At 44.2% G+C, this 21,696-nt stretch carries 20 protein-coding genes; 17 read left to right on the forward strand and 3 right to left on the reverse strand.

Going from position 1 to position 21,696, the window contains the following annotated elements; genetic code table 11:
* Window positions 1-2: 2 nt before the first annotated feature.
* From ABIE26_RS16460 to ABIE26_RS16470, 3 genes are all read right to left on the reverse strand, one after another.
* The gene (locus ABIE26_RS16460; RefSeq protein ID WP_262497582.1) at window positions 3-128 is read right to left on the reverse strand and encodes a hypothetical protein; all 126 of its coding nucleotides are present in this window, start codon (window positions 126-128) and stop codon (window positions 3-5) included.
* A 54-nt stretch (window positions 129-182) separates the two neighbouring features.
* The gene (locus ABIE26_RS16465) at window positions 183-704 is read right to left on the reverse strand and encodes a DUF4199 domain-containing protein (RefSeq protein ID WP_310143755.1); all 522 of its coding nucleotides are present in this window, start codon (window positions 702-704) and stop codon (window positions 183-185) included.
* Between the two features lie 89 nt (window positions 705-793).
* Window positions 794-1,258, reverse strand: coding sequence for a response regulator transcription factor (locus tag ABIE26_RS16470; protein ID WP_310143756.1), 465 nt, complete (start codon window positions 1,256-1,258; stop codon window positions 794-796).
* Between the two features lie 71 nt (window positions 1,259-1,329).
* Here ABIE26_RS16470 and ABIE26_RS16475 point away from each other — a divergent pair, with 71 nt between their 5' ends.
* The 17 genes from ABIE26_RS16475 (at window position 1,330) to ftsZ (ending at window position 21,573) form a co-directional block, all read left to right on the forward strand.
* Window positions 1,330-2,910 (forward strand): M1 family metallopeptidase, encoded by a 1,581-nt coding sequence (locus ABIE26_RS16475; RefSeq protein WP_310143758.1) that lies wholly within the window; start codon window positions 1,330-1,332, stop codon window positions 2,908-2,910.
* Window positions 2,911-3,031: 121 nt separating this feature from the next.
* A complete protein-coding gene (gap, locus tag ABIE26_RS16480) occupies window positions 3,032-4,027 on the forward strand; it encodes a type I glyceraldehyde-3-phosphate dehydrogenase (RefSeq protein WP_310143760.1) in 996 nt (331 codons plus the stop codon).
* Complete coding sequence (locus ABIE26_RS16485; RefSeq protein ID WP_310143761.1) at window positions 4,020-4,457, forward strand: GNAT family N-acetyltransferase; 438 nt, start codon at window positions 4,020-4,022, stop codon at window positions 4,455-4,457. Before gap ends, ABIE26_RS16485 begins: the two co-directional genes overlap by 8 nt.
* Before the next feature lie 36 nt (window positions 4,458-4,493).
* A complete protein-coding gene (locus tag ABIE26_RS16490; RefSeq protein ID WP_310143762.1) occupies window positions 4,494-5,687 on the forward strand; it encodes a phosphoglycerate kinase in 1,194 nt (397 codons plus the stop codon).
* 201 nt (window positions 5,688-5,888) lie between these two features.
* A complete protein-coding gene (gene mraZ, locus ABIE26_RS16495) occupies window positions 5,889-6,362 on the forward strand; it encodes a division/cell wall cluster transcriptional repressor MraZ (protein WP_310143764.1) in 474 nt (157 codons plus the stop codon).
* Window positions 6,352-7,257 (forward strand): 16S rRNA (cytosine(1402)-N(4))-methyltransferase RsmH, encoded by a 906-nt coding sequence (gene rsmH / locus ABIE26_RS16500; protein ID WP_310143765.1) that lies wholly within the window; start codon window positions 6,352-6,354, stop codon window positions 7,255-7,257. Before mraZ ends, rsmH begins: the two co-directional genes overlap by 11 nt.
* Complete coding sequence (locus tag ABIE26_RS16505; RefSeq protein WP_310143766.1) at window positions 7,254-7,673, forward strand: FtsL-like putative cell division protein; 420 nt, start codon at window positions 7,254-7,256, stop codon at window positions 7,671-7,673. The genes rsmH and ABIE26_RS16505 overlap by 4 nt, the downstream gene beginning before the upstream one ends.
* Complete coding sequence (locus tag ABIE26_RS16510; RefSeq protein ID WP_310143768.1) at window positions 7,663-9,765, forward strand: penicillin-binding protein; 2,103 nt, start codon at window positions 7,663-7,665, stop codon at window positions 9,763-9,765. Before ABIE26_RS16505 ends, ABIE26_RS16510 begins: the two co-directional genes overlap by 11 nt.
* 1 nt (window position 9,766) lies before the next feature.
* A complete protein-coding gene (locus ABIE26_RS16515) occupies window positions 9,767-11,224 on the forward strand; it encodes a UDP-N-acetylmuramoyl-L-alanyl-D-glutamate--2,6-diaminopimelate ligase (protein ID WP_310143770.1) in 1,458 nt (485 codons plus the stop codon).
* Window positions 11,224-12,471 carry a phospho-N-acetylmuramoyl-pentapeptide-transferase gene (gene mraY / locus ABIE26_RS16520; RefSeq protein WP_310143773.1) on the forward strand — a complete coding sequence of 416 codons (1,248 nt, stop codon included), beginning with the start codon at window positions 11,224-11,226 and terminating at the stop codon, window positions 12,469-12,471. The genes ABIE26_RS16515 and mraY overlap by 1 nt, the downstream gene beginning before the upstream one ends.
* Complete coding sequence (gene murD / locus ABIE26_RS16525) at window positions 12,471-13,814, forward strand: UDP-N-acetylmuramoyl-L-alanine--D-glutamate ligase (protein ID WP_310143776.1); 1,344 nt, start codon at window positions 12,471-12,473, stop codon at window positions 13,812-13,814. Before mraY ends, murD begins: the two co-directional genes overlap by 1 nt.
* A 2-nt stretch (window positions 13,815-13,816) precedes the next feature.
* Window positions 13,817-14,983 (forward strand): FtsW/RodA/SpoVE family cell cycle protein, encoded by a 1,167-nt coding sequence (locus ABIE26_RS16530; protein WP_310143778.1) that lies wholly within the window; start codon window positions 13,817-13,819, stop codon window positions 14,981-14,983.
* Between the two features lie 38 nt (window positions 14,984-15,021).
* Window positions 15,022-16,137 (forward strand): undecaprenyldiphospho-muramoylpentapeptide beta-N-acetylglucosaminyltransferase, encoded by a 1,116-nt coding sequence (gene murG, locus ABIE26_RS16535; protein WP_310143780.1) that lies wholly within the window; start codon window positions 15,022-15,024, stop codon window positions 16,135-16,137.
* Window positions 16,137-17,492 (forward strand): UDP-N-acetylmuramate--L-alanine ligase, encoded by a 1,356-nt coding sequence (murC, locus tag ABIE26_RS16540; RefSeq protein WP_310143781.1) that lies wholly within the window; start codon window positions 16,137-16,139, stop codon window positions 17,490-17,492. The genes murG and murC overlap by 1 nt, the downstream gene beginning before the upstream one ends.
* Complete coding sequence (locus ABIE26_RS16545; RefSeq protein WP_310143783.1) at window positions 17,485-18,399, forward strand: cell division protein FtsQ/DivIB; 915 nt, start codon at window positions 17,485-17,487, stop codon at window positions 18,397-18,399. The genes murC and ABIE26_RS16545 overlap by 8 nt, the downstream gene beginning before the upstream one ends.
* 24 nt (window positions 18,400-18,423) lie before the next feature.
* Window positions 18,424-19,785, forward strand: a complete 1,362-nt coding sequence (ftsA, locus tag ABIE26_RS16550) for a cell division protein FtsA (RefSeq protein WP_310143785.1) — start codon at window positions 18,424-18,426, stop codon at window positions 19,783-19,785.
* A gap of 129 nt (window positions 19,786-19,914) precedes the next feature.
* Window positions 19,915-21,573: a cell division protein FtsZ gene (ftsZ, locus tag ABIE26_RS16555; RefSeq protein WP_310143788.1), complete on the forward strand. Its 1,659-nt coding sequence runs from the start codon at window positions 19,915-19,917 to the stop codon at window positions 21,571-21,573.
* Window positions 21,574-21,696: the final 123 nt, after the last annotated feature.

Below are 21,696 nucleotides of genomic sequence, written 5' to 3' on the forward strand. Positions count from 1 at the left end.
AGTTATTTTTTCGTGGTCTTTACTTTTTTTGCATCTTTTGCTGAAGTCGCATTTTCTGGTTCGGCACCTTTGGGCTTTTTCTGATCGGCTACTTCTGCTTTCTCTGTTTTTGATTTAGGCGTTTTCATAGGCTGGTTTTAAGCTAAAACACTTCAGCGCCCCGATAGGTTTTGAAAATGGTCTTATACCCTGGGTTTTCTTTTCAGGATGAGGGCGCTGATGAGTGAAATGAGCAGTCCTATAGGGAAAACTTCGGCGTAAGTGATCAATACCACAAACAGCGGGTTTTTGTACATTTCTTTAAAATTGGCCATCTCTGCTGCTTTTTTGCTGATTTCTGCAGCGCTGGCACCATCGGCTTTGGCATTTTTTAACACATGAAGGGTATACCGGTCGATAAAGTCGGGGATGAAGAGGTAATAGTCGAACAACCATATCACCACATACATGGTTGATGCAATTAAAGTAATGAGCAGTCCAGTTTTAAAGGCCCTGGCAAAACTGATAAAGCCGTTGTTTTGTTTATCGCGGATTTGTTTAACGGCTACGAATATCATGGAGAAAACAATGAGCATGACGGCATAGCCTACAACGTCATTTCCTTTAAAATCAGGATTGTTGTAACACAGGATGGTCATGTAGATCATATTGGCCACCAGTATGGTGCCCATGATCAGTCCGTAAATGGTGGAGATCTTTTTCATCTTTTTATTGGTTTTGATGACCCAAAAGTGATGGTTTTGGTTTTTCTGAAGGTCATACTTTCGGGTGATTTTTAAAATTGATGGCCTGATCAGGGGATAATACCGGCTTTTTTTGCAAAATCTACTGCCTGTGTTCTGCGTTTTACTTCCATTTTTTCGAAAAGACGTGAAGAATGCGTTTTTATGGTATTTAAGGAGACGAACAGGTTTGCCGCTATTTCATCGTTGCTGAACCCCTGGGCCATCAGTTCAAGTACTTCCAGTTCGCGTTTGCTGAGGTTTAGCCTGCTGATCTCATGCTGATTGATGGCAAAATGTTCGTTATTGTCGCGATAAACTTCTTTTTCTATGGTAACGATCTCCACTTTTGGTTTGCTGAGTTTGGTGGCCAGCCAGATTCCCAGGGCAGTGAAGATGAGTGCTATTGCCCCTATATAAATTTGAAACGCATGGTCGATGATGATGTACCGCAATTCCAGCCATCTCAGTAAAAATAGCAAAACGGCCAGGGAAAGGCCGTAGACTATGATTTGCCGGTGTTTTACGATAAACATCTCTTCTTGTTTTTCCCAAATTTAATGAATTGGTAAATTCTATCCATGAGAAAATGATTATCTTTCGCACCATGAAGAACATTTTAACCCTCGTTTTCGTATGCATCAGTACGATAGTTTTTGGACAGGAAAAATACTGGCAGCAGCAGGTAAGGTATGACATAGATGTGGTTTTGAACGATCAGGAAAAATCGCTCAGGGGATTTGAAACGGTAACGTATAAAAACAATTCCCCTTCAAACCTGGATTTTATCTGGTTTCATATCTGGCCTAATGCTTATAAAAATGAAAATACTGCTTTGTTTAAGCAGTTGAAAAATGATACGGCAAGGGCAGGGAAGCTGGACAAATATACACCTGGAAGTATAGAAGGTTTGAATTTTAAGATAAATGGGAAAGTTGCGCTTACCGAGCCGCATCCCAATCCGGATTACATAGATATTATAAAGGTAAAGCTGGCTTCAGCCCTGAAACCGGGTGACTCTGTAAAGATCAGTACAGATTTTAAAGTGAAACTGCCATCGTATTTCTCGAGATCGGGTTTTGCCGATGGGGAGTTTATGGTTTGCCAGTGGTACCCCAAACCTGCAGTGTTCGATAAAAATGGCTGGCATGAATTTCCTTACCTGGATATGGGGGAGTATTATAGTGATTATGCTTCGTTTAATGTGAACATTACCGTGCCGGCCGACTATGTAGTTGGGGCTACAGGTGTGCTGCAGAATGCAGACGAACTTGCAGAATATAAAAGGATAGGGGCAAAAAATGTGGCGAACAGGACCGCAAAGCCTGTACTATATGCAGCAAAAAATAAAAAAGGCATAAAGAAGCTGAACTATAAGATGCGCAATGTGCCGGACTTTGCCTGGTTTGCCGATAAGGATTTTGTGATCCAGTATGATACCGCTAAACTGGCATCGGGTAAGGTTGTAGATGCCTTTACTTATTACCACAACAAGGATAGTACCTTGTGGAATTACAGCATCGATTATGCAAAGGATGCTGTAAAAAGTTACAGCAAATGGATTGGTGACTATGAGTACCCGGTGGTACAGGTGGTTGAAGGACCTAAAAACAATTCGAGTGGCGGAATGGAATACCCTACCATCACGCTGATTACCAGTCCGGATGCCAAAAAGGAATCGCTGGACGCGGTAATAGCGCATGAGGTTGGGCACAACTGGTTTATGAGTATGCTGGGGAGCAATGAACGGCAGCATGCCTGGCAGGATGAGGGACTGAACACTTATTTCCAGTTCAGGTATGAGGCTGAAAAATACAGGTCGAATTCTATTTTCGGAGATGCAATTCCTGTAGAGGTTAGGGCTTTGCCTTCGGATAAGTTCCTGAATGCCATTTATGGCGCTTTGAGTGGGATCCCGATGAAATCGGCTATAGATGTGCCTTCGGATAGGTTTAACTCATCTGATGATTACAGTACAGCCTCCTATCTGAAAGCAGCCTTGTGGCTGTACGTGCTGGAGAGCGGGGTTGGAAGGGAAAAGATGGATGCGGCTTTTAAACACTACTTTAAACTGTGGAGTGGTAAACATCCGCAGCCTGCCGATCTGAAAGCTGCTTTTGAAGAATCGCTTGGCACCAATCTGGACCGTTACTTTCAGTTGTTGAATAAAGAAGGAAAATTTGAGTAGCCTGCTGCCAGGAAAAAATCCTGGGCTTAGGTGTTTTGTCATTTGATAACTTTATGACGGTTATTACTACCGCTACCTAAAAGAATATAGGTACTTTTGCGCCATATTTAGAATGAGCAAAATGAAATTAGCGATTAATGGTTTTGGAAGAATAGGCCGTATTTTTTTGCGGACTGCGATTGAAAAAAACATCAATGTGGTAGCTATAAATGACCTTGGGGATCCGGCTACCCTGGCGCACCTTTTTAAGTACGATACGGTTCATCGTGGTTTTAAAGGAGAACTGAGCCATACAGCTGATGCATTGATCGTTAATGGAAAAGAAATCCTGGTATATAACCAGGCCCGACCGGAGGAACTGCCATGGGCAGCGCTGGGGATTGACCTGGTGCTGGAATCTACAGGACGCTTTACCAGCAGGGCAGGAGCGGAACTTCATTTAAAAGCTGGTGCAAAGCAGGTGCTGATTTCGGCCCCATCTGCGGATAAGGATGTGCCGATGGTTGTGCTGGGTGTAAACGACGAGGAAATAGATTTGACTGCGCCCGTATTGTCGAACGCTTCGTGTACGACGAATAATGTGGCACCGATGGTAAAGATACTGGATGACAACTGGGGAATTCTGGATGGTTATATCACTACCATCCATTCCATGACCGGCGACCAGAACCTGCACGATTCACCCCATAAGGATTTGAGGAGGGCAAGGGCAGCTTCAGCGTCTATTATACCTACCAGTACAGGTGCGGCCAAGGCGATTACCAATATTTTTCCGCAACTGGAAGGAAAGCTTGGCGGGGCCGGGATCAGGGTTCCGGTGTTGAATGGTTCGCTGACAGACTTTACCTGTATCCTGAAAGCGCAAACGACCAAAGAAGAGATCAATGCGGTATTTAAACAGGCTGCGGAAAATGAGATGAAGGGAATTGTGAGTTATACGGAAGACCCGATTGTTTCGGTGGATATCCTGGACAATCCACATTCCTGTATATTTGACGCGCAGCTGACCTCTATAGTTGGCGACCTGGTAAAGGTAGTTGGCTGGTACGACAACGAATCGGGCTATTCATCGAGACTGGCAGACCTGGTAGAAAAAATAAGCAGACATCATGGTTAAATACATCAGTGCAGCAGAAGTGCTTCCTTTGAGAAGCCTGGTGCTTAGAAAAGGAGCGCCTCTGGATCAGTGTGTGTTCCCTGCAGATGAAATTGCGGGCTGCTTTCACCTGGGCTATATTGCTGAAGGTGGGGTGGTATCTGTCGCAACTTTTTTTCCGGAGGACTACCCCGGGCGGGGAGCAGGTGGTTTCCGGCTGCGTGGTATGGCTACTGATCCGGAATTTTCAGGCAGGGGCTATGGCGCTGAGCTGATAAAATTTGCAATTAATGAGCTGAGATCTGTTAATGCTTCTTATATTTGGTGCGATGCACGAAGTGCTGCCGTTCAGTTTTATAAAAAGCTGAATTTTGAAGTCATTTCGGAGGAATTTGAAGTGCCGGGCATAGGGCCGCATTTTAAAATGATCAGCGTCATTGAACATCTGTAATCACACAACCAAACCATTAGCATAAAACAAAAAAGAATGAAAACAATAGATCAATGCAATTTCAAAGATAAGAAAGCTTTAATCAGGGTAGATTTTAATGTGCCCCTGGATGCAGACTTTAACATTACCGATGATAAAAGGATGCGTGCTGCATTGCCTACTATTAATAAGATATTGAACGACGGCGGGGCAGTGGTCCTGATGTCGCACCTTGGGCGGCCGAAAGGAGGTCCTGAAGATAAATATTCGTTAAAGCACATTTTAGGCGACCTGTCGAGAATGCTTGACCTGGAAGTGAAATTTGCCAATGATTGTATTGGTGCCGAAGCGGTGGGAAAGGCAAAGAACCTGATGCCTGGACAGGTTTTATTGCTGGAAAACCTGCGTTTTTATAAAGAAGAAGAGAAGGGTGACAAAGGCTTCGCGGAAAAATTGTCTAAACTGGGAAATGTATATGTGAACGATGCTTTTGGTACGGCACACCGGGCGCATGCTTCCACAGCGATCATTGCGGAGTTCTTCCCGGACAACAAATATTTTGGTTACCTGATGGCTGAAGAGCTGAAAAATGCAGAGAAAGTAAATCATGGTGCGGATAAGCCTTTTACTGCCATTATGGGTGGGGCGAAGGTGTCGGATAAGATTCTGCTGATTGAGAGTTTGCTGGAGAAAGTGGACAACCTGATTATTGGCGGTGGTATGGCTTATACATTTGCCAAAGCGCAGGGTGGAGAGATTGGCACTTCCTTGCTGGAAGAAGACCGGATGGCTTTGTGCCTGGAACTGATGGAGAAAGCAAAAGCAAAGGGTGTGAACCTATATTTGCCTTTAGATACCGTGATTGCAGATAAGTTTGACAACGAGGCCAGTAAAGGTACGGTGGATACGGGTGAAATTCCGGCGAACTGGATGGGACTGGATATTGGTCCGAAAACGGTAAAATTGTTCTCAGATGTTATAGCAAATTCGAAGACCTTATTGTGGAATGGTCCTATGGGTGTTTTTGAGATGGCCAATTTTGAACAGGGAACACGTGCCGTTGCTGAAGCGGTGGTAGCTGCTACACAAAATAATGGTGCTTTTTCGCTGATTGGCGGGGGCGATTCTGCTGCGGCGATAGCCAAGTTCAACCTGGAAGATAAAGTAAGCTATGTTTCTACAGGTGGAGGTGCCCTGCTGGAGTACATGGAAGGGAAGGAGTTGCCTGGTGTTAAGGCGATTAATGACTAAGAAAAAAAATAATTTTTAGGACAGGCGTTTCGTTTTTACGAAACGCCTGTTTTTGTTTACCACCAGATTTTCTGCGTTTTTGATGGTGTTAGGGCAGAAAAATACTGGTATGAAATATGTTGATAATTTTTTGTGGTAGAATGTGGTAAAAAGTGGTAGAAATATCTATTTTTACACTACATAAAAAGTGTACCTATAAAAATGATTCAGCTGTTAGGAGAATTTGATTGTAAATTGGATGCGAAAGGCCGCCTTATGGTCCCTTCGAATCTGAAGAAACAATTGCCTAATGTTGAGACTGAGGGACTTGTGATTAACCGGGGTTTTGAGAAGCATCTGGTGATTTATCCTAAAAAAGTGTGGGAAGGGATAGTGGAAGAGTTGAGTAAGCTGAATCAGTACGAGCCAAAAACAAGAGAGTTTATCAGATATTTTACCCGCGGTGCGACGCATCTGGCTTTGGATGCTACCGGAAGGGTGAATTTACCGAAGTCCTTATTGGAGTCGGCCGGTATCGAGATCAGTGATGATCTGGTGCTGGCTTGTCAGTTTGATAAGGTTGAGGTTTGGTCTAAAAAAGCTTACGAAGCGTTGTTTGATAAGGAGCCGGAGAATTTTGCTTTTCTTGCTCAGGAGGTAATGGGAAATAAAAACAGGGGGGAAGATGGAAAATAATTATCATGTTCCTGTGCTGTTGAAAGCGTGTATTGATGGTTTGAATATTAAGCCTGATGGTGTATATGTAGACGTGACTTTTGGTGGTGGCGGGCACTCCCGTGAGATACTTAGAAATTTAGGTAAGGATGGTGTGCTGATTGCCTTTGATCAGGACCCGGATGCGCAAAGAAATAAAATTGATGACCCGCGTTTCCATTTTGTGGATCAGAATTTTGCCTATCTGAAAAATAACCTGCGTTTGCTGGGGTATAAGTCTGTAGATGGTATTCTGGCTGATCTGGGTGTTTCCTCACATCAGTTTAATGAACCTGAGCGTGGGTTTTCAACCAGGTTTGATGCGGCGCTGGACATGCGGATGGATAAGCAGGGTAAGCTGACTGCTGCGGATGTGCTGAATACCTATACTGAAGATCAGCTGCATAAAATTTTCGGCATATACGGGGAGGTGAAAAATGCGAAGTCGCTGGCAAAGGCTGTGGTTACGGGCAGGCTTGATCGTCCGGTTTTGACGCTTGCAGATTTTAAGGCAGTGGCGGCGGCGCATATCCCGAAAGGAAAAGAGCATAAATATATGGCGCAGGTTTTTCAGGCGCTGCGGATTGAAGTGAATGCTGAAATGCAGGTGCTGGAGGATTTTCTGAGCCAGACCGCTGAGGTGATTAAGCCGGGCGGGCGCTTGGTGGTGATGTCTTATCATTCACTGGAGGACAGGCCGGTAAAAAATTTTATTGCGAAAGGGAAATTCAGGGGGGAAGTAGAGAAAGATTTTTTTGGCAATGAGCAGAAGCCTTTTATGGCGGTAACCAGGAAAGCGATTGTTGCTGATGCGGCGGAGCTGGAGCGGAACAGCAGGGCAAGGAGTGCAAAATTAAGAGTGGGGGAGAAGTTATGAATAACCAGTTTAGAACAAGGGTAGAAGAGGAGCCTGAGCTGGAAGAGGAAGTGCTTGAGGAGCAGCCGAGGCTAAAAAAGAAGGAGCCTGAAAATAGCAATGCTTTTTTCAGGAAGTTGTTTACTGAAGGTGTGGTGAGTAAGGAAGCAGCAACGGAGATGCTGCCGTTTTTGATTTTCCTGTCGGTATTGTGTATGCTGTACATCGCGAACAGCCATATGGCGGTTAAGAACGTTAGGAATATAGATAAGTTAAATAAAGAGGTAAAAGAGCTGAGCTGGGAGTATAAGTCGCTTAAAGCGGATTTAATGTTTAAGAGTAAACTGACCGAGGTAGCTAAAAAGGTAGATACTTTGGGAATTAAAGAATTAACTGAGCCACCAAAAAAAATTGTAATAAACAGTAATGAATATTAGGGACAACATATTATTGCGTGTTTATCTGGCTTTCGGGCTGATTGTGCTGTTTGCCGTGGCAGTACTGATCAGGCTATTCGATGTACAATTTGTGGAGGGACATAAATGGCGTGCCATGGCCGATAGTCTCTCTACAAAGTATATCAATGTTGAAGCTGCACGTGGTAATATATATTCGGTAGACGGCAGTTTACTGGCTACATCTATTCCGGAATATGAATTGCGGATGGATATGTTTGCCGGTGGGATACAGGATGATGAGGTTTTTAATGAGAAAGTAGATTCACTGGCCTACAGGCTTTCGCAATTCTTTAAAGATAAGACACCTAAAGAATATTCGCGTTACCTGCGTTCGGCAAGAAGGGATAGTGCCCGTTACCTGCTGATCAAACGTAAAGTGGGTTACCAGGAGCTGAAAACAATACGGACTTTTCCGTTGTACAATATTGGAAAGTATACCGGGGGATTGATTGCAGTGCAACAGAACAAACGGATTAGGCCTTTTAAATTTCTGGCTGCGAGGACGATTGGCTACAAAAATGAAAATGTGCCCAATGGTGTTGGTTTAGAAGGTGCATTTGGTAATTACATCAATGGAGAAAGTGGTAAAAGGCTGGTGCAACGCATTGCGGGTGGAGTTTGGATGCCAGTGAACGATGAAGCTGAGGTGGCGCCCAGGGAAGGTGCGGATATCATTTCGACCATTGACATCAATATGCAGGATTTGGCGCAGAGTGCGCTGGAGCGTCAGCTGATCCTGAGCGATGCAGATCATGGTACCGTGATTTTGATGGAGGTGAAAACGGGTGAGGTGCGTGCTGTAGCAAATTACAGCAGGGTGAGTAAAGGGGTGTATGAAGAGAAGTTTAACTATGCGATAGGCGGCAGTCAGGATCCGGGTTCGACCTTTAAGCTGGCTTCCTATATGGCTTTGCTGGAAGATAAGAAAATTGATACAAATACGATGGTGGCTACGGGTGACGGAACATACCGGATTCCCAGCCATACCATTAAAGACTCGCATGGAGGTATAGGAACCGTTACGGTAATGAAGGCTTTTGAGCAATCGGCCAATACGGCGGTTGCCAAGCTGGTAAATCAGCACTATCAGGACAATCCTTCACAGTTTACGGATCATCTGTATGATATTCATATGAATGAAAGGCTGGGTTTGCAAATACCTGGTGAGACGAGGCCGGTTATTAAAAATCCGAAATTTAAAGACTGGAACAAAAACATGACCCTGCCGCAGATGGCTTATGGCTATGAGATGCAGATCACGCCCTTACAGATGCTGGCCTTTTACAATGCTGTGGCGAATGATGGAAAGTATATCGCGCCAATTTTTGTAAAAGAGATCAGGCGTTTGGGCAATCCGATAGAACAGTTTCAGGCCAGGGTGATTTCGGAGCAGATCTGTTCGGAAAAAACGCTCAAAAAACTACAGGCCATGCTGGAGGCGGTGGTAACCAAAGGTACGGGTAAACTGATGGGCTCTCCATTGTACAGGGTTGCCGGCAAAACAGGTACTGCCCAGGTAGCGGATGGTAACAGGGGCTATAAAGGCAAAAGGAGCTATCAGGCTTCTTTCTGCGGGTATTTTCCGGCAGATAAACCGAAATACTCCATTATGGTATCCATTAACGGGCCTAAGAATGGCTATTATGGCGCTACAGTTGCCGGTCCGGTTTTTAAAGAGATTGCGGACCGCATTTATGCCAGTGATATGGAAATGTACAACAACATTCCGGAGCATCTGGCAGGAAATACCACCAATCCGGAAGCCAAAGCGGGTGAAAGCAAGGCTGTAAAGGCGGTGTACAAGGCTTTGGGGGTAAAGGCGCTTTATGCCGCCAAATCGGATTATTTCAATAGCATAGATACGAACAATGGGGTAAGCTATGAAGAGCACAGTTCGGTAAAAGGGGTGATGCCAAATGTGAACGGCATGGGCTTAAAGGATGCATTGTACCTTTTGGGGAATGCAGGCTTGAAAACAAAAGTGAGGGGAAGTGGCAGGGTGATCAGCCAGTCTATCCCCGCAGGAAATAAAATAGGAAGAGGATTATTGGTACAAATAGATTTACAATAAGATGCAGCTGCAGGATGTTTTATATGGAGTAACGATAACTGAGCTGGTGGGAGCAACCAACAGGGAGCTGAGTGCCCTGGTGTTTGATTCGCGCCAGGTTAAGGAGGGAGCTGTATTTTTTGCGATCAAAGGCACATTGTCTGACGGACATGGTTATATAGATGCGACAGTGAAGGCTGGGGCAGGAGTAGTGGTTTGTGAGGTATTGCCAGCGGTACTGAGTGCTGAAGTAACTTATGTGGTAGTGCCCCAAAGTGCGGTGGCCCTGGGTAAGATGGCGGCCAATTTTTATGGAAACCCTTCTTCGAGGTTACAGCTGGTAGGTATTACCGGAACAAATGGCAAGACCACCATCGCTACATTGCTTTTTAAATTGTTCAGGACACTGGGTTATAAAGTTGGGTTGATCTCGACAGTAGAGAACCACATCAATGACCGGATTGTTCCGGCAACGCATACTACCCCTAACCCGGTAGCTTTGAATGCATTGCTGCAGGATATGGTGGATGCAGGCTGCGATTATTGTTTTATGGAAGTGAGTTCGCATGCCGTGGTGCAGCACCGCATTGAGGGGCTCAACTTTGCCGGCGGTGTTTTTTCTAATATTACGCACGATCATCTGGATTTTCATAAGACTTTTGATAACTATATAAAGGCCAAAAAGGCGTTTTTTGATGTACTGCCGGCTTCGGCATTTGCGCTCACCAACCTGGATGATAAGAATGGTATGGTGATGCTGCAGAACACAAAAGCAGCTAAAAAGACCTATGCATTAAAGCAACTGGCAGATTTTAAAGCCAAAGTAATTGAAAACAGCTTTAATGGCCTGCATCTGGATATAGATGGTGCCGATGTTTTCTTTAAACTGGTGGGTTCTTTTAATGCTTACAATTTGCTGGCCGCATACGGCACAGCGGTGTTGCTTGGACAGGACCAGCTCCATGTACTGACCCAGTTGAGTAACCTGAGCGGTGCGGAGGGACGGTTTGACTATATCACTTCCAGTCAGCAGATCATTGGAATAGTAGACTATGCCCATACACCTGATGCGGTGCAGAATGTGTTGAGTACGATACAGGACATCAGGAAAGGAACAGAACAGGTCATTACGATTATAGGTTGTGGTGGCGACAGGGACAAAACCAAGCGCCCGGTTATGGCACAGGTGGCCTGCGACTGGAGTGATAAGGTGATCCTTACCTCCGATAATCCAAGAACGGAAAATCCGCAGACCATAATAGCAGAAATGGAAGCGGGCGTATCGCCGACCAACAAACGCAAAACTTTAAGCATAACGGACAGGAAGGAAGCCATTAAAACGGCCTGTCATCTGGCCAGGCCAGGCGATATCATATTGCTTGCAGGTAAAGGACATGAAAAATACCAGGAGATAAATGGGGTGAGGTATGATTTTGATGATAAGGAAATATTAACCGAACAACTAAACTTAATCAGCTAATGTTATACTATCTATTTGAATATTTAAATCAGCATTACGATTTTCCTGGACTAAGGTTGTTCCAGTATATTACTTTCCGTACTTCATTGGCCGTTATCTTATCCCTGATCATTACCACTGTTTATGGCAGGAGGCTGATCAATTACCTGCAGAAGAAACAGGTAGGGGAAACGGTCAGGAATCTTGGGCTGGAAGGACAGATGCAGAAGCAGGGTACCCCAACAATGGGTGGGATCATCATTTTGCTGGGCATCCTGATCCCAACCTTACTTTTCGCAAACCTGACCAACGTGTATGTGATCCTGATGATCGTGACCACCATATGGATGGGCGTGATTGGTTTTGTAGATGATTACATCAAAGTATTCAAAAAAAATAAAGAAGGCCTGGCCGGAAGGTTTAAGATTGTCGGGCAGGTGGGACTGGCCTTGATTATTGGCTGGACGATGTATTATCACCCGAATATTGTGGTGAGGCAAACAGTTGACGAAGCGGGTGCTTCAAAAGCAAGTGCGCCGATGGTATTACGGCAAAAAGGGGAGAGTTTTTACTATACCCAGGATGTAAAATCGACCTTAACCAATGTGCCTTTTTATAAGAACAACGAATTTGACTATGCCAAGGTGCTGAAGTTTTTAGGGCCTGGTTATGAGAAATATGCCTTTCTGGTATTCCTGGCATTTACAGTTTTTATCATTACAGCGGTTTCCAATGGGGCCAATATTACAGACGGGATTGATGGTCTGGCGACGGGCACATCGGCCGTCATAGGGATTACTTTGGGCTTGCTGGCTTATGTGTCGGGTAATACCGTGATTGCCGATTACCTGAACATCATGTATATTCCTAATTCGGGTGAGCTGATGATCTTTGCGGGTGCCTTTGTGGGGGCTTGTGTGGGTTTTCTCTGGTACAATTCCTATCCCGCACAGGTTTTTATGGGGGATACCGGAAGTCTGGCCATCGGGGGAATTATTGCGGCTTTTGCCATTATGATCCGTAAAGAACTGTTGATCCCTATCCTTTGCGGGATATTCCTGATTGAACTGGTGTCGGTGATCATGCAGGTTTCGTATTTCAAATACACCAAGAAGAAATTCGGTGAAGGCAGACGGATATTCCTGATGTCGCCTATACACCACCATTACCAGAAAAAGGGGTATCACGAGGCTAAGATTGTGACGCGTTTCTGGATCATCGGCATCTTGCTGGCCATCATCACCATCATCACTTTAAAATTACGGTAATGGAAAAGGGAAGGATAGCAATTCTTGGAGCGGGAGAAAGTGGTGTTGGGGCTGCGATGCTGGCACAAAAACAGGGTTTTGATGTTTTTGTGTCTGACTTTGGAAAGATTCCGTCCCAGTATAAAGAGAAATTGCAGGAGCTGAATATTGCATTTGAGGAAAGTCAGCACACAGAAACTGAAATATTAAAGGCTGTTGAGGTGATCAAGAGTCCGGGGATACCGGATACAGCCGGAATCATTAAAACGATAAAGGCAAAGAAAATTCCGGTAGTATCGGAGATTGAGTTTGCAAAAAGGTATACCAATGCCAGAACGATCTGCATTACAGGGTCGAACGGCAAGACCACAACCACCATGCTGACCTATCACATTCTGAAAAATGCGGGGCTGAATGTGGGGCTGGCGGGCAATATCGGGCATAGCTTTGCCGCACAGGTGGCTACAGAAAGTTTTGACTGGTATGTCCTGGAGATCTCCAGTTTTATGCTGGATGACATGTATGATTTTAAGGCGGATATAGCAGTTTTATTGAATATTACACCCGATCATCTGGACCGCTACGATTACAAACTGGGGAATTATGCTGCATCGAAGATGCGGATTACCCGGAACCAGGGCGCTGAAGAAGTCTTCATTTATTGCATTGATGATGAAGAAACTTTGAAAGCAATGAAAAATGTTAAACTGAATGCTAAGCTGTATCCTTTTTCGATCAGAAAGAAAATCGATTCCGGAGCATACCTTGAAGGCAACAACATACACATAAATATAAACCTAAACGATCAACTAACCATGTCTATTACAGATCTAGCACTGCAGGGAAAACACAATATCTACAATTCTATGGCTTCGGGCATAGTGGCTAAGGTATTAGATATCAGAAATACGGCCATACGCGAGAGCATGGGGGATTTCAAAAATATCGAACATAGGCTGGAACATGTGGCCAAGATATCGGGTGTGGACTACATCAATGATTCGAAAGCGACCAATGTGAACTCCACCTGGTATGCGCTGGAAAGTATGGGCACGGACGTGATCCTGATTATGGGTGGTGTTGATAAGGGAAATGACTATGAAATGCTGAAGGACCTGGTGAAGCAAAAGGTGAAGGCAATTGTGTGTTTGGGTAAGGATAATAAGCGCATTCATGAGGCTTTTGAAGAAGATGTGGAAATTATTGTAAATACGTTTTCGGCACATGAGGCAGTTCAGGTGGCTTATCACCTGGCTAAAAAAGGAAATACGGTACTGTTGTCGCCAGCCTGCGCAAGTTTTGACTTGTTCAAGAATTATGAAGACAGGGGTAACCAGTTTAAAGCGGCAGTTAAAGAATTGTAAATATGATTGCAATAAACAGGCTATTAGATAAAACAAAAGGAGATCGCTGGATATGGCTGATCATTATCCTTTTATCCATGATCTCTATACTTACCGTATATAGTGCTACGGGCACTTATGCCTATAAGACCGGTAAAACTGTAGAAAAGATTTTGCTGACCAAGCATTTGATTTTTGTGGTAATGGGGATCGGAATGATCTATATAGCACATTTATTGGATTATAAATACTATGCCGGGATCTCGAAAATACTGATGATCATTACCATTCCGCTTTTATTTTATACTGCGATTTTTGGGGCCAATATTAATGATGCTTCCCGCTGGGTTAAAATACCGGTAATCGGGCTGACCTTTCAAACTTCCGATTTGGCGAAGATTGCACTGATCACTTTTCTGGCCAGGATGCTGACCAGGAAACAGGAGAATATCAAAGACGTTAAAAAAGCATTTATACCGATTATGGGCTCGGTATGCGTGGTGTTTGTACTGATTGCCTGGGCGAACCTTTCTACTGCCTTGATGCTTTTTGGTGTGAGTATCCTGCTGTTGATCATTGGAAGGATCAGCATTAAACAGATAGGGATGGTTTGTGCAGGCGGGGCGATACTGTTGACCTTTATCGTGTTTTTGGGGCCCAGGGCTGAGACCTACAAATCGAGGGTGAATTCATTTTTACATCCCGAAAAACAGCATTCAGACAAAACTTATCAGGCCGATCAGTCGAAAATAGCCCTTGCTACAGGAGGGGTATTTGGTAAAGGACCAGGAAACAGTACCCAGCGTAACTTTTTACCGCATCCCTATTCCGATTTTATTTTTGCCATCATTGTAGAAGAATATGGTTTGCTGGGCGCTTTTACCGTAGTGGTGTTGTACCTGGTATTGCTATACCGCTGTGTGCGGATCGTGACGCAAAGTCCCAAAGCCTTTGGCGCCCTGCTGGCGGCCGGGTTGAGCTTTAGTCTGACCATACAGGCTTTTGCAAATATGGCGGTAGCAGTAGGCCTGGGGCCGGTAACGGGCGTGCCTTTGCCACTGGTAAGTATGGGTGGAACATCGATGATATTTACAAGTATTGCCTTTGGCATAATTTTAAGTGTAAGCAGGGATGTAGAAGAGAAGGGAAGTAAAAAAGTAATTGTCGGGGAAATCCCGGCAATGGCTTAGGATAAGGTGGGAAGGATAGCAAAATTGAAGAAAAGAAAATGAGACCAACAAAAATAATTATTTCAGGAGGCGGTACCGGCGGACACATATTTCCGGCGATATCCATTGCCAATGCGCTGAAGCGTATGGAGCCTGGCTGTGAGATTTTATTTGTTGGGGCTGTAGGCAGAATGGAAATGGAAAAGGTTCCTGCTGCCGGATATCAAATTATCGGTTTAAACATCAGTGGTATACAAAGAGGCTCTATTACCAGAAATTTAAGTCTGCCATTTAAATTAATGGGTAGTATGCGTAAAGCCCTGCAGTTAATCGCTGATTTTAAACCTGATGTAGTGGTTGGGGTTGGTGGCTATGCTTCCGGGCCGATACTCTTTGCTGCATCCATGAAGAAAATACCTTACCTGATCCAGGAGCAGAACTCTTATGCAGGGATGACCAATAAGTGGCTGGGTAAAAATGCGGCTAAAATATGCGTGGCCTTTGATGGGATGGAACAGTTTTTCCCGGCATCAAAGATCCTTAAAACCGGTAATCCGGTTAGGAAGGATGTAGTTGATATTTTAAATAAACACCATGCCGGCGCTGAGTTGCTAAAGCTGGACCCGCTGAAGAAAACAATTCTGGTAACAGGAGGAAGTTTGGGCGCTGGTACTTTGAATAAAAGCATAGAGAAACACATTCTGGAAATATTGGATGCCGATGTGCAGCTGATATGGCAGACCGGTAAATTTTATTATAAAGATATTGTAGAAAGGCTCGGGCTTGATTTCCACCCGAACATTCGTATCCTCGAATTTTTGAATAAAATGGATCTCGCTTATGCTGCTGCTGACCTGATCATTTCCAGGGCAGGAGCAGGTACTATAGCAGAACTTTGCCTGATCAAAAAGCCGGTAATCCTGGTGCCTTCGCCAAATGTGGCAGAAGACCACCAGACCAAAAATGCGATGGCCCTGGTACAGCAAAATGCAGCGTTGCTGATTGCAGACCGTTCGGCTGAAGATACACTCGTTCCGGAAGCACTGGCTTTGCTGAACGATAAAGACAAGTGTAAAATGTATTCCGATAATATCGCGAAAATGGCGCTGCCGGATTCGGATGACCTGATTGCCAGGCAGGTAATGATACTGGCAGGAAAGGAGGGACTGAGCTGATGGAACTGGATCACATTAAACGGGTTTATTTTGTGGGGATCGGTGGTATTGGCATGAGTGCCATTGCCCGCTATTTTGCCAAACGTGGGGTAGTGGTTTGTGGCTACGACAAAACGCGTACAAACCTGACCGTTGCACTGGAACAGGAGGGTATACTGATTTCTTACCTGGATGATGACGCGAGCCTGCCTGTGTGTTTTTTAGATAAAGACCCGCATACCCTGATTGTATATACACCTGCGATTCCTAAAAATTCAGAGATACTGAACTACTTTAAAAACGAAGGCTTTGTTTTAAAGAAACGTTCGGAGGTACTCGGGATCATCAGTAAAGGACAGTTTTGTATTGCTGTGGCTGGTACGCATGGCAAAACCACAACTTCCTCTATTGTAGCGCATGTTTTGATTGACAGTGGTTATGGCTGCACCGCATTTCTGGGTGGCATTGCCAGTAACTACAACAGTAACTTTATCATTGGAAATAACAATGTGGTAGTGGTAGAGGCTGACGAATACGACAGGTCTTTCCTTACGCTTCATCCGGATATCGCTGTGGTGACTTCTATGGATGCTGATCACCTGGATATTTATGGTGATGCAGGCCATCTGCAGGAATCATTCAAAATGTTTGCAGGGCAGTTAAAGCCAGAGGGAACTTTGTTTGTGAAGGAAGGTTTGCCTTTAAAAGGTGGGATCGGTTATAGTGCCGGTTTATCTTCAGCAATCAAAGGGGAGAACATCAGGGTAGAGGGTTCGAAATTTGTATTTGACTATTCGGATGCTGACGTGGTTATCAGGGATATCCAGCTGATGCTGCCTGGAAAACACAATGTGGAAAATGCCGTGGCCGCCATCGCTATAGCTTTGAAGCTGGGGATTGATCAGGAAAAAATAAAAGCAGCGATAGCCAGTTTTAAAGGTGTTAAAAGAAGGTTTGAATATATAGTAAACACCCCTGAGCATATTTATATTGACGATTATGCGCACCATCCGGAAGAATTGAGGGCCTGCTTTGATGCGGTAAGGCAATTGTATCCGGACAGGAAGTTAACGGTGATCTTTCAGCCGCACCTTTTTACGCGTACCCGTGATTTTGCAGATGACTTTGCAAAAGTTTTAAGCACGGCAGACCATTTATTGCTGCTGGAAATTTATCCGGCGCGTGAACTGCCTTTGCCGGGCATAAATTCCCAGTATTTGCTGGATAAGATCACGCTGACAGCTAAGGAGATATGTGGAAAAGATTTGGTGCAGGAAAAGATAAAAAATAAAAAACCTGAATTACTTTTAACAGTAGGTGCAGGTGATATAGATACATTGATACAGCCACTAAAAACCATTATGAGCCATGCTTAAAAGGATCAACTGGAGATCGGTTTTTAAATGTTTTGCCTGGATAGTTTGCCTGGCCGGAACGGTTGTGCTGATGAGTTTTATCAGTGTAAAAAAGAAAACCGTAGTGTGTACCAATGTGAAGATCCTGATTCCGGGGGCTGATAACTTTATTGAACGGGAAGAAGTGGATGCGATTTTAAAGCAGAGCCAGGGTAATCTGGTTGGACAGCACCTGGAATCCATTAATTTGCAGCGTATCGAAAAGAACATCATTGCCAATCCATACATCGCTTATGCAACAGTATACGCAGATATGAATGGTGTTATTCAGATCAGGGTAAAACAACGCGAGCCGGTGTTAAGGATGATCAATGCGAACGGCCAGGATTATTATATAGACAGCAACGGGCTAAAGATGCCGGTATCGCCAAACTTTACGGCAAATGTGCTTGCCGCCAATGGAAATATTATGGAACATTTTAGCGGCAGGGTGGACACGCTGATTACACGAATGGCCAAAGACCTGTACAAAGTAGCTTTGTATGTGAAGAAAGACACTTTTTTTAATGCACAGATAGAGCAGCTGTATGTGAATGATAAGAAAGACATAGAACTGATTCCAAGGGTGGGTAACCAGCGGATTGTTTTGGGTGGGGCAGATTCATTGGAAACCAAAATGAAAAACCTGCTGATCTTTTACAAGAAAGCTTTGCCTAAGGTGGGCTGGAATACTTATAAAACCATCAATGTAAAGTATGTGAACCAGATTGTGTGCGAAAGAAACAAAATTGATTCGCTGACGGGAAAAGTGATAAAAGACCGTGTGGCAGATACGGCAAAACAATACAAACAAATGGTCGATTCTATGGTGCGTGACCAGATAGAAACAGACCTTAAAAATGAAACAAATACCAGGAATAACAATTAATAAACTCAACAAATCGATATAGTTATGGGCAAAGAAAAATCTACCATTCAATCTCCAATAGTAGTCGGATTAGACATCGGTACTACTAAGATCTGTGTGATCGTTGGTCGCAGAACACAGCATGGGAAAATAGAAGTATTAGGAATAGGGAAAGCGGAATCAGCAGGGGTTACCCGTGGGGTGGTTTCTAATATTCAGAAAACAGTACAAGGGATATCACAGGCAGTGGAGCTGGCAAGTTCGCAGTCTAACGTTGAGATCCGTGTGGTGAATGTGGGTATTGCCGGACAGCATATCAAGAGTTTGCAGCACCGCGGGATCCTGACACGCCGCGAGCTGAACAGTGAGATCGGCAAGAAGGATATTGACAAGCTGATTGATGATATGTTCAAGCTGGTTATGCCTCCCGGAGAAGAGATCATCCATGTGCTGCCACAGGAATTTACCATAGACAATGAACCTGGTGTAAAAGACCCAATCGGTATGGCAGGTGTACGTCTGGAGGCAAATTTCCATATCATTTCAGGTCAGGTTACCGCAGTGAAAAATATCATGAGGTGTGTAACCAATGCAGGTTTGCAAACGCAGGAATTGATACTGGAGCCTTTGGCTTCTTCGGAATCGGTGTTGAGCGAGGAAGAAAAAGAAGCTGGTATTGCATTGGTTGATATTGGCGGTGGCACTACTGATATTGCTATATTTCATGAAGGCATCATCCGTCATACTGCCGTTATTCCTTTTGGTGGCAATAGCGTAACGGAGGATATCAGGGAAGGATGTTCTGTGATGAGAAATCAGGCCGAGCTGCTGAAAACACGTTTCGGATCGGCACTGGCAGAAGAAAATAAAGAAAATGAGATCATTTGTGTTCCAGGCTTACGCGGCAGGGAACCAAAAGAAATTTCGGTGAAGAACCTTGCTTATGTTATCCAGGCCCGTATGGAAGAAATCATAGAGCATGTGTACTACGAAATCAAATCGTCGGGTTACGAGAAGAAACTGATTGGCGGAGTGGTCATCACCGGAGGTGGTGCTTTATTGAAGCATCTTTCGCAGCTGGTAGAATATGTAACCGGTTTAGACTGTCGGGTGGGTTATCCAAACGAACATTTGTCTAAATATGAGGATATGGCAAAAACGGTTTATGACGACCTGAAAAGCCCGATGTATGCGACAAGTGTTGGTTTGCTGATCAAGGGGATCCAGAAGGCTGAGGAGATGCTCGAAGAAATGAAGCAGCCTGGAGTTTTTGTGGAAAAACAAAGAGAGGCGAAAGAAAAAACCAAGCGTTCGGGTGGTGGATTGTTTGATAAATTGCTTGCCAAAACAAAGGATTTTATCAAAGACGACATGAATGTGAGTGACGAAGATTATATTAAACCGTAATATTTTTCCACAATACGTGATTTTTCCACATTCTTAACAATTGTGGAAAACGCCTGTTAAAAAAGTGTTAATATTACATAGCGAGATGAACAGGAAAAACGAATTTTTAAATAACTGATTCATAAAGATATGCAGTTCGAAATGTTAAAAGATAAGTCGTCAATCATCAAGGTAATTGGTGTTGGTGGCGGTGGAGGTAATGCGGTAAACCATATGTACCGTCAGGGAATTACTGGTGTAGACTTTATTATTTGTAATACGGATGCCCAGGCACTGGAGTTTAGTCCTATTCCGAATAAGGTACAGTTAGGTGCCAGTTTAACCGAGGGTATGGGCGCAGGCTCTATACCTGAAGTAGGTAAAAATTCGGCTATAGAGAATATTGATGACATCAAGCAAATGCTTGGAAGTACAACGAAAATGTTGTTCATCACAGCAGGCATGGGGGGCGGAACCGGAACAGGAGCCAGCCCGATTATTGCCAAGGCAGCTAAAGAACTTGATATTTTAACTGTTGCTATCGTAACCACGCCTTTTGCTTTTGAGGGTAAGAGACGTAAAATGCAGGCCAACGATGGTCTGGACGAACTGAAGAAATATGTGGATTCCTACCTGGTGATTTCTAACGACAGGTTAAGGGAAATTTTTGGTAACCTTACCCTGGGTTCTGCATTTGCGCAGGCTGATGATATATTGACTACTGCCGCAAAGGGCATTGCAGAGATCATTACTGTTCCGGGATACATCAACGTGGATTTTAAAGATGTGCGTACGGTGATGAAAGACAGTGGTGTATCGATCATGGGAAGTTTTGCCTGTGATGGTGAAAACCGGGCCTTAAATGCTGTTGAAGGTGCGCTGGCCTCGCCATTGTTAAAAGACAATGAAATTGAGGGTGCCAGGTATATCCTGTTAAATATCAGTTCGGGTTTACGTGAAGTGACGATGGACGAGGTGACGATCATTACAGATTATATTCAGGACAAAGCAGGCCTTTCGGCTGACCTGATCTGGGGTAACTGTATAGATGAGAGCCTGGAAGATAAATTGTCTGTAACCATTATTGCAACCGGATTCCAGACTACGGAGCAGCGCGACGAAGAGCGGAAGAATGTGAAAAAGATTTCTATGCTCACACCTGAGGAAGCCCCTTTGGTTAGACCTGTAGAACCTGTGAATTCCTTTATTGAGCCTAAGGCCCCTGCTTTTTCAGCAGAACCGGTATTGAAAGCCAAAGAAGAGACAAAACAATCTGACCTGTTTGGCGATTTGTTTAACCTGAGCAAAAGCCGTGGTACAGAGGAGCCGGAAAACATTAAAGAAAGCACTAAGGAAAGTGTAGTCGTAAGGCATTCTTTAATAGAAGATGAAGCTCCTATGGATGAAACGCCGAAGGATTCAGGGTTTGAATTTGAGATTAAGGTTGCTGAAACAGACTTTGTGTTTGAAACACCTGCTGTTGTATTTAACAACGATTCTGTTCCGCAAAAAGAAGATACCATCGAAGCAGGAGCTGACGATGATAAGAGTGATGAATCGATAGAAGATCAGCTGAAAAAATCAAAAGAAAGGATTTTGAGGCTGAAAGACCTGAGTATGAAGTTGCGTACCAGCAATGGCTTACAGGAATTGGAGAATGAGCCTGCATATAAGCGCAAGCAGATGCAATTGCAACAGGTTCAGCATTCATCAGAATCGCAGGTGTCCAGGTTTACCCTGAGCAACGACGAAGATGGCTCTACTGAAATCCGGCCAAACAACTCTTTTCTGCATGATAATGTGGATTAATATGACATTACAGTAAAGATAAAAAGCCTTAACAATACCTGTTAAGGCTTTTTGGCATCAATGTATTCTGTAGGTAAAACGGCCTGTTAGGATGGTTAGTTGTTGTATATCAGGCAGATTAAG

Source organism: Pedobacter africanus, from assembly GCF_040548825.1.
In the GTDB taxonomy this organism is placed as follows: Bacteria; Bacteroidota; Bacteroidia; order Sphingobacteriales; family Sphingobacteriaceae; genus Pedobacter; species Pedobacter africanus_A.